This window comes from Aquibium carbonis (assembly GCF_003970795.1).
Lineage (GTDB): Bacteria > Pseudomonadota > Alphaproteobacteria > Rhizobiales > Rhizobiaceae > Aquibium > Aquibium carbonis.
Genome location: NZ_RWKW01000093.1, coordinates 14,685 through 26,248 on the forward strand (window position 1 = coordinate 14,685; position 11,564 = coordinate 26,248).

General features: G+C 65.4%; 14 protein-coding genes. 11 read left to right on the top strand and 3 right to left on the bottom strand.

Translation table 11 applies throughout. The features are described 5' to 3' along the window. Nucleotides 1–61 precede the first annotated feature (61 nt). Nucleotides 62–1,009, top strand: coding sequence for an MBL fold metallo-hydrolase (locus tag EJC49_RS20855; protein ID WP_245453501.1), 948 nt, complete (start codon nucleotides 62–64; stop codon nucleotides 1,007–1,009). Here EJC49_RS20855 and EJC49_RS20860 read toward each other — a convergent pair whose 3' ends face one another. The 3 genes from EJC49_RS20860 to EJC49_RS20870 all read right to left on the bottom strand — a co-directional run bounded on the left by EJC49_RS20860 (nucleotide 1,010) and on the right by EJC49_RS20870 (nucleotide 3,037). Beyond that, the gene (locus EJC49_RS20860) at nucleotides 1,010–2,101 is read right to left on the bottom strand and encodes a YeeE/YedE thiosulfate transporter family protein (RefSeq protein ID WP_126701860.1); all 1,092 of its coding nucleotides are present in this window, start codon (nucleotides 2,099–2,101) and stop codon (nucleotides 1,010–1,012) included. 51 nt (nucleotides 2,102–2,152) lie between these two features. Beyond that, nucleotides 2,153–2,539, bottom strand: coding sequence for an ArsR/SmtB family transcription factor (locus EJC49_RS20865; RefSeq protein ID WP_126701909.1), 387 nt, complete (start codon nucleotides 2,537–2,539; stop codon nucleotides 2,153–2,155). A gap of 129 nt (nucleotides 2,540–2,668) precedes the next feature. Continuing rightward, the gene (locus EJC49_RS20870) at nucleotides 2,669–3,037 is read right to left on the bottom strand and encodes a thioredoxin domain-containing protein (protein ID WP_126701861.1); all 369 of its coding nucleotides are present in this window, start codon (nucleotides 3,035–3,037) and stop codon (nucleotides 2,669–2,671) included. Nucleotides 3,038–3,127: 90 nt separating this feature from the next. Here EJC49_RS20870 and EJC49_RS20875 point away from each other — a divergent pair, with 90 nt between their 5' ends. From EJC49_RS20875 to EJC49_RS20920, 10 genes are all read left to right on the top strand, one after another. Beyond that, nucleotides 3,128–3,862 carry a cytochrome c biogenesis CcdA family protein gene (locus EJC49_RS20875; RefSeq protein ID WP_126701862.1) on the top strand — a complete coding sequence of 245 codons (735 nt, stop codon included), beginning with the start codon at nucleotides 3,128–3,130 and terminating at the stop codon, nucleotides 3,860–3,862. Nucleotides 3,863–3,871: 9 nt separating this feature from the next. Continuing rightward, entirely contained in the window at nucleotides 3,872–4,468 is a 597-nt protein-coding gene (locus EJC49_RS20880) for a thioredoxin family protein (RefSeq protein ID WP_126701863.1), read from the top strand. Nucleotides 4,469–4,632: 164 nt separating this feature from the next. Further along, nucleotides 4,633–5,097, top strand: a complete 465-nt coding sequence (gene soxX / locus EJC49_RS20885; protein WP_126701864.1) for a sulfur oxidation c-type cytochrome SoxX — start codon at nucleotides 4,633–4,635, stop codon at nucleotides 5,095–5,097. A 15-nt stretch (nucleotides 5,098–5,112) separates the two neighbouring features. Continuing rightward, nucleotides 5,113–5,568, top strand: coding sequence for a thiosulfate oxidation carrier protein SoxY (soxY, locus tag EJC49_RS20890; RefSeq protein WP_126701865.1), 456 nt, complete (start codon nucleotides 5,113–5,115; stop codon nucleotides 5,566–5,568). 27 nt (nucleotides 5,569–5,595) lie between these two features. Then, a complete protein-coding gene (gene soxZ, locus EJC49_RS20895; protein WP_126701866.1) occupies nucleotides 5,596–5,919 on the top strand; it encodes a thiosulfate oxidation carrier complex protein SoxZ in 324 nt (107 codons plus the stop codon). 37 nt (nucleotides 5,920–5,956) lie between these two features. Then, nucleotides 5,957–6,823, top strand: coding sequence for a sulfur oxidation c-type cytochrome SoxA (gene soxA / locus EJC49_RS20900; RefSeq protein WP_126701867.1), 867 nt, complete (start codon nucleotides 5,957–5,959; stop codon nucleotides 6,821–6,823). 87 nt (nucleotides 6,824–6,910) lie between these two features. Beyond that, the gene (gene soxB / locus EJC49_RS20905) at nucleotides 6,911–8,611 is read left to right on the top strand and encodes a thiosulfohydrolase SoxB (protein ID WP_126701868.1); all 1,701 of its coding nucleotides are present in this window, start codon (nucleotides 6,911–6,913) and stop codon (nucleotides 8,609–8,611) included. 116 nt (nucleotides 8,612–8,727) lie between these two features. Beyond that, nucleotides 8,728–9,993: a sulfite dehydrogenase gene (gene soxC / locus EJC49_RS20910; protein WP_126701869.1), complete on the top strand. Its 1,266-nt coding sequence runs from the start codon at nucleotides 8,728–8,730 to the stop codon at nucleotides 9,991–9,993. Further along, complete coding sequence (locus EJC49_RS20915) at nucleotides 9,977–11,095, top strand: c-type cytochrome (protein WP_126701870.1); 1,119 nt, start codon at nucleotides 9,977–9,979, stop codon at nucleotides 11,093–11,095. Before soxC ends, EJC49_RS20915 begins: the two co-directional genes overlap by 17 nt. A 37-nt stretch (nucleotides 11,096–11,132) precedes the next feature. Next, nucleotides 11,133–11,546, top strand: a complete 414-nt coding sequence (locus EJC49_RS20920) for a c-type cytochrome (RefSeq protein WP_210211830.1) — start codon at nucleotides 11,133–11,135, stop codon at nucleotides 11,544–11,546. Nucleotides 11,547–11,564 lie beyond the last annotated feature (18 nt).

Sequence of the window (11,564 nt, forward strand, 5' to 3'; positions counted from 1 at the left end):
ACAAGCGTAGTCCAGTCCTCATAAATATGCAAAAAATAATATATTTGCATGGGAGGACGACATGAACTTCACGCGTATGCCCCTGCCGGGCGTCGACCGGCGACGCTTTCTCGCTGCGACGGGTTCGGCGGCGCTCATTGCCCTCTCCGGCGGCCTGCTTCCGACGCGCACGGCGCGCGCGCAGCCGCTGTCGACCGGCTCGGCCGAGATTACGATTCTCAGCGACGGCAATCTCGTGCTGCCGATGGGCTTTGCGTTTCCCGCCGTCGATCAGGGCGAACTGGCGAAGCTGCTCGCCGACAACGGAATGGCCACGGACGCACTGCTGCCCGACTGCAACGTGACGCTGGCGCGGATGGGCGACAGGCTGGTCATCTTCGACGTCGGGGCCGGCGCCAACTTCATGCCCAGCGCCGGCAAGCTCGCCGACAGCTTGGCTGCGGCCGGCGTCGACCCGGCAGACGTGACGGACGTGATCTTCACGCATGCGCACCCGGATCATCTCTGGGGCCTGATCGACGATTTCGACGAACTGGTGTTCCCCAACGCCGAGTATCGGATCGGGCGGGCGGAATGGGATTTCTGGTCGGCACCGGATGCGATTTCGCGGGTGCCGGAGGATCGCCAGACCTTCGTGATCGGCGCCCAGAACCGGTTCGCGGCGATCGAGGACCGCGTGATCTTCATCGAGGGCGGGCAGGACGTGCTGCCGGGGATCGAGGCGGTCGCGACGCCAGGCCATACGCCTGGGCACCTGTCCTTCATGATCCACGGCGCGGAGCCGGTGCTGATCGTCGGCGACGCCATCACCAATTCGGTGATCTCGTTTGCGCGGCCCGACTGGCCGTCGGGCAGCGACCAGGATCCCGGGCTCGGCGCGCAGACGCGACTGTCGCTGCTCGACCGCCTGGCCGCGGACAAGGCGCGCGCGATCGGCTTCCATTTTCCGCATCCGGGGGCGGGGTACGTGGAACGCAGCGAAGGCGCCTATCGCTACGTGCCGGCCTGATCACTCCGCCGGGCCGGCCGCGGCGCGGAAGGCGCCGAAGGGCGAGCCCTCGATGAGATAGGCCAGGCCCATGCGGGCGCCGAGGAAGATCGAGGCCAGCACGACAGGGGCGGATATCGCCAGCGCCGATACGGCGGTTACGCCCTGACCGATGGTGCAGCCCATGGCGAAAACGCCGCCGACCCCCATCAGCACCCCGCCCGCCAGGTGGCGACCGAGTTCGCGCGCGTCGTCGCAGGCCTCCCAGCGCACGTCACGCTTCCACAGCGCGCAGCCAGCCGCGCCGAGCACCACCCCGACGACGAGCCCCACGCCATAGTCGGGCAGCACGCCGGTGAAGGTGACGAACTGGAGAATCGTGTCGGAGACCGGGACGACGAAGGAACCGGCCTCGATCTGGACGATCTCGAACGAATGCGCTGCGGCGTGGCTGGTCGCCCACCAACCGAATCCGATGACGAGGCCGACCGTCGCGCCCGTCGCGATGGAATCGAAATGGCGTCGATAGTCGGCGGACGAGAAGATCCAGCCCGTCAGGACGAGGGCCACGAGCGAAGCGACGGCCAGGTTGATGTCCGCGCCGGAGAAGTGTCCGGCGATGGCGCCCAGCGACTGCCCGCCGACGCCAGAGAGGTCTATGGCGAAGTTGTCGGAGAGCGCGACACGCGCCTGCGCGATAACGCCCTTCTGTGCCGACATGGCGGCCAGCCCCAGCACGATCAGCACGATCAGCGAACGCAGGCTGCCGCCGCCGAGCCTGACCAGAGCGCCGAACCCGCATGTGCCCACCAGCGCCATGCCGAAGCCGAAGCCTATTCCCCCGACGATGGCTCCGATCCAGGCGAAGTCAGAGCGGATGTAGAAGCTCTCGGCCGTGTCGACGTAGCCGGCCGCCTGGAGCGCCTGGGTCGCGACCAGAGCGACCACCGCCGCCAGCATCCAGGTTCTCAGCCCGCGCCCGTCACCGGCGTACCAGTAACGCTCCAGACCGGACATGGTGCAAAAGTGGTTTGCCCTCGCGGCGAAGCCGAGAACGGCGCCCGCACACAGGCCGGCAACCGGAAGGAACCACGCGTGGGTGGCCAGGCTCATCCATCCCTCCCTCGGGCTTGCGCCCAACGGCAGGTCTCGAGCCTGCCTCGTTCAGTTGGCGTCGTTGGCCGACGCCTCACTCTTGTCGTTCTTCTCCGGATTTCGAACCGGAGCGCAGAAGAGATTGTACAACGTTTCGATGACCGAGGACACTTCCTTGCTGGCGATCGAATAGTAGATGACCCGCCCTTCCCGGCGCGTGTTCACCAGTCGGTCGAAACGCAGGCGTGCAAGCTGCTGCGACACGGCCGCCTGGGGCAGGCGCATCGCCTCCTCGAGCTCGGACACCGACTTCTCGCCTTCCGAGAGCAGGCACAGGATCAGCAGGCGCCCCTCATGCGCGAGCGCCTTGAGAAGTTCGCTCGCCTCGCGCGCCTGCGCGAGCAGCTCGTTGAACTGCTCGGGGGTCTGGGCATCCTTGATGTTTGGAAGGCTCATGAGAACGGAAAGGTTCATCGGTTTCTTTGGCGCCATTTCGACATGGCGCGAACCGTGCCAAATGTCCAGATCGCGAGGCATGATCCAGGTCAAGCGGTCGTGATTTCCCAAGCCCACGGTCAGGAAGCGTCAGGGCTGCTCCGGGAGACGTGCCAGGAGTTCCCCGATGCGGAACCAGAAAAACTCGTCGCCGACATAGCCCCGAATGCGGCCGACTTCGCGACCTTCGTCCATGAGGACGAAGGTCGGCGTGAACCGTTCCTTCGCAATACCGTCGAGGTCGGCCGGCCAAGGCCTGGTGATGTCGACCCGCCTGAGCGGCGCGCGGCGCCCCTCCTGCGTCTTCGGCCAGGCGGGCGCGATCTGCGCGTTGAACTGCGCGCACCAGACGCAGCCCGGTTGCTCCAGCATCAGGAGTTCCGCTGCCTGCACCTTCGCCGACAGCGCAACAATGCTCGCCGCCACGAGGCCGCACCGAGCCAATCCCGCAAGCTTCATGATCCAGCAGTCCTCCGTTGCATATAAATATAGCATTTTTTGAATGCTTCTGCCAAGGTGATGCCCTGTCGGACGGCGGTGGGAGGAACGATGCTGGATGTCAGTCTTGGGGCAGCGCTGCTGGCGGGGCTGCTGTCGTTCGTCTCGCCTTGCGTGCTGCCGATCGTACCGCCCTATCTCGCCTGGCTGGCGGGCGTCAGCTTCGACGAGCTGAGGGACGACGAACCGGGAACTGCGCAACGGCGGCGCGTCGTCGTCGCCGCGATCGCTTTCGTGCTCGGCTTCGCCACGGTGTTCATCGCGCTTGGGGCAACGGCCAGCGTCGTCGGCAAGACCATCGCGCAGTACTTCGACACGCTGTCGGTCATCGCCGGCGTCATCATCATCATCATGGGCCTGCACTTCCTGGGCGTCTTCCGGATCGGGATGCTGTATCGCGAGGCGCGCGTGCAGGTGGCCAGGAAGCCGGCCGGCGTGATGGGGGCCTATGTCATCGGGCTGGCCTTCGCCTTCGGCTGGACGCCCTGCGTCGGGCCGGTGCTTGCCGCCATCCTGTTCATCGCCGGAAGCGAGGGAAGCGCAGCGCAGGGCGCGCTTCTGCTCGCCGCCTATTCTCTGGGCATCGGCATTCCCTTCGTGCTCGCCGCCCTGTTCGCCAGCAGGTTCCTCGGCTGGGCCGCACGCTTCAAGCGCCACATGCACAAGGTCGAGATGGCGATGGGCGCCCTGCTCGTCCTCACCGGCATCCTGTTCATCACCGGCCAGATGTCGACCATTTCGTTCTGGCTCCTCGAAACGTTCCCGATCTTCCAGACCATCGGATAGGAGGTTCCCATGTCCCGGATCGCATCGCTCGTCGTCACCCTCGTCGCGGCAACCTTCGCCCTGCCCGCCCTGGCGGTCGAGATCGGCGGGGACGGCCTTCACAAGCAGGAGTGGTTCACCATCACCTTCCGCGACATGGCCGAGGACATCGAGCAGGCGCGCAGCGAGGGAAAGCGGCTGGCCATCACCTTCGAGCAGCGCGGCTGCATCTATTGCCGCGACATGCACGAGAAGCTGCTCTCCGACCCCGAGGTGCGCGACTACATCCGCGAGAACTTCATGATGGTTCAGTACAACATGTTCGGCGACGAGGAGGTCACCGACCTCGACGGCAGCATCCTGACCGAGAAGACCGCCGCGCGCAAATGGGGCTACGTGTTCACGCCGACCATCGTCTTTTTGCCGGAAGTGGCCCCCGAGGGCGGCACCGCGGCGCAGGCGGCGGTCGCGACGATGCCCGGGGCCTTCGGCAAGTGGACGTTCCTCAACATGTTCAAGTGGGTCAACGAGAAGGGCTACGAGAGCGGCGAGCACTTCCAGCACTACCACGCCCGCATCATCAACGAACTGCGCGCGGAAGGCCGGCTCGGCGAAGGCGAGAACTGAGGTCGCAGCCCGGGACCGGGCGCCCCGCAGGGCTGTCGGCGGGCGCATTTCTCAATACATGCAGAAATTCATATTTTTGTATTGATTAGCATCATGACCCGATCTATCGTCGTCGATGGAGGAACGGATCACCCAGGCGATCCGACAGGTTGGAGGAGAAAAACATGAGGCGCATTCTCGCGGGCGCGGCCTGTGCCATCGCGCTGGCCGTCCATCCGCTGGCGGCATTCGCCGACGAGATCGCCCCCGCCGACGTCGCGTTCGACGACATGAAGGTGACGACGTCGCTGACGGGCGTGCCCGGCAATCCCGAGGAAGGCGCGAAGGCATTCGCGAACCGGGGTCTCGGCAACTGTCTCGCCTGCCATGCGCTGGAAGCCCTCTCCAAGGAGCAGTTTCACGGCGACGTGGCGCCAACGCTCGACGGTGTGGCGGACCGGTGGTCGCCCGAGGAGCTTCGGGCCATCATCGTCGATGCCAAGCAGGTCTTCACGGAAGAAACCATGATGCCGGGCTTCTACAGCCTGAACGTCGGGTTGAACGTGCGCAAGGATCTCGTCGGAAAGACGGTCCTGACAGCGCAGCAGGTCGAGGACGTCGTGGCCTTCCTGGCCACGCTCAAGGAATAGGAAAAGGAGGTTCGCATGCCCCTGTCGAGGCGTCGTGTGCTGATGCTGGCCGCCGGAGCGGCGGCCATTCCCGCCCTGCAGCTTCTTCCGGGCGCGGCCTTCGCCGCGGCCGAGGACGTTGCCGCGATGATGGCGGATTTTTCCGGCGGCAAGGAGCCGCAGGCCGGCAAGATCACCCTGACGGCACCGGAAATCGCCGAGAACGGCAACACCGTGCCGATCTCCGTGGACGTCGCGAGCGCCATGGAAGGCGACGACATGGTCGATGCCGTCCTGATCCTCGCCGATGGCAACCCCCGTCCCGAGGTCGCCACCTTCCACTTCACGGCCATGAGCGGAAGCGCGGCCGCCACCACGCGCATGCGTCTGGCCAGGACCCAGAACGTGATCGCGCTGGCCAGGATGGCGGACGGCTCGGTCTACATGGACAAGAAGGAAGTGAAGGTCACGATCGGCGGCTGCGGCGGCTGAGGCAGAAATCTTCGGAGGAACGAGAACATGTCATCCAAGCCCAGGGTCAAGGTACCCAAGACCGCGTCCGCTGGCGAAGTGATCGTCATCAAGACGCTCATCAGCCACGAGATGGAATCCGGCCAGCGCAAGGACAAGGACGGAAATCCGATCCCGCGCAAGATCATCAACAAGTTCACGTGCGAGTTCAACGGCCAGCCCGTTTTCTCCTGCGACCTCGACCCGGCCATCTCCGCCAACCCGTATTTCGAGTTCAGCGCCAAGGTGCCGGAAAGCGGAACCTTCAAGTTCACCTGGGTGGACGATGACGGATCCGTCTACAGCGACGAGCAACCCATCACGGTGGAATAGGCCAGACACGGCAGAGGGGCCGCGGTCCAGCGGGAGGATGAACGTGGAGAGGATTTCACTGGCGGCCGGTACCGCCCTGTGTCTGCTGCTGACCGGACTTGCGGTCGAGCGGGCTTTCGGCGAACCGGTTGACGATACGCTCGAGATCGACGGCGTGCCGATGATAACCCGGGCGGCGGCGCCGGAGGGACATCCCTTCGACGAAGTCCTGTCGGGATGGCTGTTTCGCGAGGCGGAGACGCGGGCGACGCAGGAAGACTCCTTCGAGAACCCGGGCATGCTCGCCGTCGAACGCGGCGGCGAGATCTGGGAAACGGTCGACGGATCGATGGGCAAGTCCTGCGCGTCCTGCCACGACGACGCGGCGGTGTCCATGAAGGACGTGGGCGCGACCTATCCCAAGTGGGACGCGGACGCGCAGCGGCCGATCAACGTCGAGCTGCAGATCGACAAGTGCCGCGTCGAGAACATGGGCGCGGAACCCTACAAGTTCGACGATGCCGAGCAGGTCGCATTGACCGCCTTCGTCAAGCACCAGTCTCTCGGCAAACCGCTTGCCATCGACCTCACGCAGGGCGAATTGCAGACGTGGTGGGAGAAGGGCAAGGACGTCTACTACACGCGCACGGGCCAGCTCAACTTCGCCTGTGCCTCGTGCCACGAAGCCTCGATGGGCAAGTACATCCGGGCCGACCATCTGAGCCAGGGCCAGGTCAACGGCTTCCCGACCTACCGTTTCAACACGGCCGGGATGGTGTCGCTGCACAACCGCTTCCGCGGCTGCATCCGCGACACGCGCGCCGAAATGCCGAAAGCGTTCTCGGACGAACTCATGGCGCTCGAGGTCTACGTGACCTGGCGCGGTACCGGCCTGTCGGTCGAGACGCCGGCCGTCCGCCAATAGGAACGACCGGCCGCATCAGCCGCACCCGGCGGGAGCCGCCCGCCGGGACCGGATCACTGCACTCTTGCGCCGTCCACAGGACTGACGATGAGCCACACCAGACGCGATTTCCTCCAGTTCGCCCTCAATGCGAGCGTGGCGCTCGGCGCGGCCGGCTATGCGGCCAGTCCGCTGCGGGCGCTGGCCCAGCAGAAGCTGACGCAGGAAGACCTGTTGCGCTTCGATGCGAAGGGGCAGGTGACGCTGCTGCATTTCACCGACGTGCACGCGCAGCTGCTGCCCGTCTACTTCCGCCCGCCGGACACCAACATCGGCGTCGGCGCCTTTGCCGGCATTCCGCCGCATCTGGTCGGCGAAGCCTTCCTGAAGGAGTTCGGCATCGAGCGCGGCAGCGCCTATGCCTATGCGCATACATTCCTCGACTACGTCGACCTAGCGCGCAGCTACGGCCGGCTCGGCGGCCTCGACCGCACCGCCACCCTCGTCAAGGCGATCCGCGCCGACCGGGGCGACGACAAGGTGCTCTTCCTCGACGGGGGCGACACCTGGCAGGGCTCCTACACCTCGCTCAAGACCGCCGGCCAGGACATGGTCGACTGCATGGCGCTGTTGAAGCCCGATGCGATGACCGGGCACTGGGAGTTCACGTTCGGCGAGGATCGCTTCACCGAGATCGTGGAAAGCCAGGCCTATCCCTTCCTGGCCTCCAACATCTTCGACGCCGAATGGGACGAGCCGGTGTTCGAGCACACCAAGATGTTCGAGAAGGGCGGCGTCCAGGTCGCGGTCATCGGCCAGGCGATGCCCTACACGCCGATCGCCAACCCGCGCTGGATGTTTCCGCAATGGTCGTTCGGAATCCGCCCCGACGTCCTGCAGGCGAACGTCGACGCGGCCCGCGCCGCCGGTGCCGAGGTCGTGGTGCTGATCTCGCACAACGGGTTCGACGTCGACCGCAAGCTGGCGACGGTGGTGTCCGGGATCGACGTGATCCTGACCGGCCACACACACGACGCCGTGCCGGAAGCCGTGCGGGTGCGCGAGACGCTGATCCTGTCATCGGGTTCGCACGGGAAATACCTCGGGCGCGTCGACCTCGAGGTCGCCAACGGCAAGGTGACCGGGTCGAGCTCGAACCTGATCCCGGTGTTCTCGGACGTCATCGCGTCTGATCCCGAGATGGCGGCGAAGATCGCAGAGGTGCGGGCGCCCTACGAGGCCGAAACGGCCGAGGTGCTCGGCCGCACCGAGTCCCTGCTCTACCGGCGCGGCAACTTCAACGGCACATGGGACGATCTGATCTGCCAGGGGATCATCGAGGAGCGCGACACACAGATTGCCCTGTCGCCCGGATTCCGGTGGGGCACGACGCTTCTGCCCGGGCAGGACATCACCCGCGACGATCTCTACACCGAGACGTCGATGAGCTATCCGGCAGTCTATCGCAACGAGATGACCGGTCAGCAGCTGAAGGAGGTGCTGGAGGACGTCTGCGACAACCTCTTCAATCCCGATCCCTTCCTGCAGCAGGGCGGCGACATGGTGCGCGTCGGCGGGATGACCTACACCTGCGCCGTCAACGGCACGATCGGCAACCGTATTTCCGACATGCAGCTTACGGCGACAGGCGAGCCGATCGATCCCGGCAAGACCTATGTCGTGGGCGGCTGGGCATCGGTGAACGAGGGCGTCGAGGGCCCGGCCATCTACGACCTGATGGAAGGCTTCATCCGGCGCAAGGGCACGGTGACAGTGCCCGACGAGCGGACCGTCAGGATCGTGCTCTGACCGGTCGGCCCGAGCACGGACGCCGGCCGGCAGAAACGGCAACAAAGCGATTGACTGCCGCGCTAATACATATAAAAATTCATATGTAACTATCTTCGGATGTCTGGGAGGAGCCGATGACAACGAATGCGGGCGCGTCGCGCCGCGCCATTCTGAAGGGCGGGCTCATTGGCGCCGCCGCCCTGGCGGGCGGAGCGACGGCCAGCCGCGCCGGCGCCAGCGAGAGCCTGATCACCGAGATCCAGGACTGGAACCGCTATCCCGGCGACGGCGTGGATGCCCGACCCTATGGAAAGCCGTCCGAGTTCGAGGCGCATGTGGTCCGCAAGAACGTGCCCTGGCTCACGTCGGACGCGATCTCCTCGGTGAACTTCACCCCGCTGCATGAACTCGACGGCATCATCACCCCCAGCGGGCTCTGCTTCGAGCGTCATCATGCAGGCATTGCCGAGATCGAACCGGCCAACCATCGTCTCATGATCCATGGGCTCGTCGAACGCCCGCTGGTGTTCACCATGGCGGATCTGAAGCGCTTCCCGCGGGAGAACAAGGTCTACTTTCTGGAATGCGCGGCGAACACGGGCATGGAGTGGCGCGGTGCGCAGCTCAATGGCTGCCAGTTCACTCACGGCATGATCCACTGCCTGATGTACACCGGCGTTCGCCTGAAGCACCTGCTCGACGAGGCGGGCGTGAAGACCGAAGGTAAGTGGCTGCTTGCCGAGGGCGCCGATGCCTCCGGCATGACCCGCTCGATCCCGCTCGACAAGGCGCTGGACGACTGCATGGTGGCCTTCGGAATGAACGGCGAGGCGCTGCGGCCCGAACAGGGCTATCCGATCCGCCTGGTGGTTCCGGGCTGGGAAGGCAACATGTGGGTCAAGTGGCTGCGCCGGCTCGAGATCGGCGACCAGCCCTGGCAGCACCGCGAGGAAACCTCGAAATACACCGACCTGATGGCGAACGGGAAGGCGCGGCGCTTCACCTTCGAAATGGATGTGAAATCGGTCATCACGAATCCGAGCCCGCAGGCGCCGATCCTGCATGGACGCGGGCCTCTGGTGCTTTCCGGCCTCGCCTGGTCGGGCAAGGGGCGCATCAGCAGGGTGGACGTGTCGATGGACGGCGGCCGCAACTGGACGACGGCGCGGCTCGACGGACCGAGCCTGCCCAAGGCGCTGCACCGCTTCTACCACGAGTTCGACTGGGACGGTTCGGACCTCTTCTTGCAGTCGCGGGCGATCGACGAACATGGTTTCGTGCAGCCGACGAAGGATCAGCTCCGCTCCGTGCGCGGCGCGAACTCGATCTATCACAACAACGGCATCCAGACCTGGCACGTCAATTCCGACGGAGTGATCGAGAATGTGGAAGTCTCCTAAATCCCTCCTGCTGGCCGCCGCGGTCGCGACCGTCTCCATCGGCGCGGCGCAGGCGCAGGACATCGCGGCGGGCGAGAAGGTGTTCGCCAAGTGCAAGGCCTGCCACATGGTCGGCGAAAATGCCAAGAACCGCGTCGGCCCGATCCTGAACGGCATCGTCGGTCGCGCGGCCGGAACCGTCGACGGCTTCAAGTACTCCCCGGCAATGGCCAAGGCAGGAGCCGACGGCCTCCTTTGGGACGAAGCCAACCTGTCCGGCTACCTTCGCGATCCGAAAGGCTTCCTGAAGGGCAACAAGATGGCCTTTGCCGGTCTCAAGAAGGACGAGGAGGTGGTGGACGTCATCGCCTATCTCGAAAGCTTCGATGCCGACGGAAAGCCTGCCACGCCCGCAAAGCAGTCGCAGGCGCCAGCCGGAGCGGCTGCGGCTGTGACCACCGCCGATGCAGCCGGACCGTCGCGCGAGACCACCGGAAGTGTGACTGAAGCGGCCGGTCTGAAACTCGGTCTCGGCCGCACCGCGACGCCCGAGGAAATCGCTGCATGGGACACCGACGTCAGGCCGGATGGCGAAGGCCTTCCAGAGGGCTCGGGCACCGTGGCGCACGGGATGGAGATCTACGACGAACGCTGCGCGAGTTGTCATGGCGATTTCGGCGAGGCGATCGGCCGCTGGCCGGTGCTTGCCGGCGGACAGGGCACCCTCCAGGCGGAGCGGCCGGAGAAGACCATCGGCTCCTACTGGCCCTATCTGTCCACCGTCTTCGACTACGTCCATCGCGCGATGCCGTTCGGCGACGCGCGGTCCCTGAGCAATGACGACGTCTATGCGCTGACCGCCTACCTTCTCTACCTGAACGACATCGTCGACGATGAATCCTTCGAACTGTCGAAGGAGAACTTCACCTCGATCCGTCTGCCGAACGAGGATAATTTCTTCGATGACGATCGCGACGAGGAGCCGTTCTACGCCGACAAGTCAGAGCCCTGCATGACCGACTGCAAGCCGGGCGCACCGGAAATCACCATGCATGCGGCCGTGCTCGACGTCACGCCGGAGGATGGCGGAGAGGAAAACGCATCGGGAGGCGGCATCGACTGACGATTCCGCCGGCCCGGGCCTTTGGGAGGAGTGCCTGGTGATCCGACACTGCATGCCGCCCTCGCGGGCCGCTGCCGGCACCCGCATGGCGGTGCTGATCGGGGCGATCGCGGTCGCCGTGCCAATGGCATGGCCCCTGCCGGCGAACGCGTCGGACAACGCAGCCTTGGCGCTCGAGGTCGAGCACGCCGTGACCCGCATTCTCGCCCTCGACGGCGACCCGGCCTACGGCGAGTACCTCGGCGGCGAGTGCGTGACGTGCCACCAGGCGTCCGGCGCCGCCAGCGGCATTCCGCCCATTCACGGACTTCCGGTCGACTACACCGTCCAGGCGATGGTGGAGTACAAGCTCGGCACCCGCACCAATCCCGTCATGAAACTGATGACCGCCCGTCTCTCGGACGAGGAGATCGCGGCCTTGGCCGTCTACATCGCGGACATGGAAGAATGACCTGAAACGGCTCAACCG

Coding starts and splice junctions, on each gene's coding strand:
- EJC49_RS20855 (WP_245453501.1), top strand. CDS start 62: ATGAACTTCACGCGTATGCCCCTGCCGGGCGTCGACCGGCGACGCTTT.
- EJC49_RS20860 (WP_126701860.1), bottom strand. CDS start 2,101: ATGAGCCTGGCCACCCACGCGTGGTTCCTTCCGGTTGCCGGCCTGTGT.
- EJC49_RS20865 (WP_126701909.1), bottom strand. CDS start 2,539: ATGAGCCTTCCAAACATCAAGGATGCCCAGACCCCCGAGCAGTTCAAC.
- EJC49_RS20870 (WP_126701861.1), bottom strand. CDS start 3,037: ATGAAGCTTGCGGGATTGGCTCGGTGCGGCCTCGTGGCGGCGAGCATT.
- EJC49_RS20875 (WP_126701862.1), top strand. CDS start 3,128: ATGCTGGATGTCAGTCTTGGGGCAGCGCTGCTGGCGGGGCTGCTGTCG.
- EJC49_RS20880 (WP_126701863.1), top strand. CDS start 3,872: ATGTCCCGGATCGCATCGCTCGTCGTCACCCTCGTCGCGGCAACCTTC.
- soxX (WP_126701864.1), top strand. CDS start 4,633: ATGAGGCGCATTCTCGCGGGCGCGGCCTGTGCCATCGCGCTGGCCGTC.
- soxY (WP_126701865.1), top strand. CDS start 5,113: ATGCCCCTGTCGAGGCGTCGTGTGCTGATGCTGGCCGCCGGAGCGGCG.
- soxZ (WP_126701866.1), top strand. CDS start 5,596: ATGTCATCCAAGCCCAGGGTCAAGGTACCCAAGACCGCGTCCGCTGGC.
- soxA (WP_126701867.1), top strand. CDS start 5,957: ATGAACGTGGAGAGGATTTCACTGGCGGCCGGTACCGCCCTGTGTCTG.
- soxB (WP_126701868.1), top strand. CDS start 6,911: ATGAGCCACACCAGACGCGATTTCCTCCAGTTCGCCCTCAATGCGAGC.
- soxC (WP_126701869.1), top strand. CDS start 8,728: ATGACAACGAATGCGGGCGCGTCGCGCCGCGCCATTCTGAAGGGCGGG.
- EJC49_RS20915 (WP_126701870.1), top strand. CDS start 9,977: ATGTGGAAGTCTCCTAAATCCCTCCTGCTGGCCGCCGCGGTCGCGACC.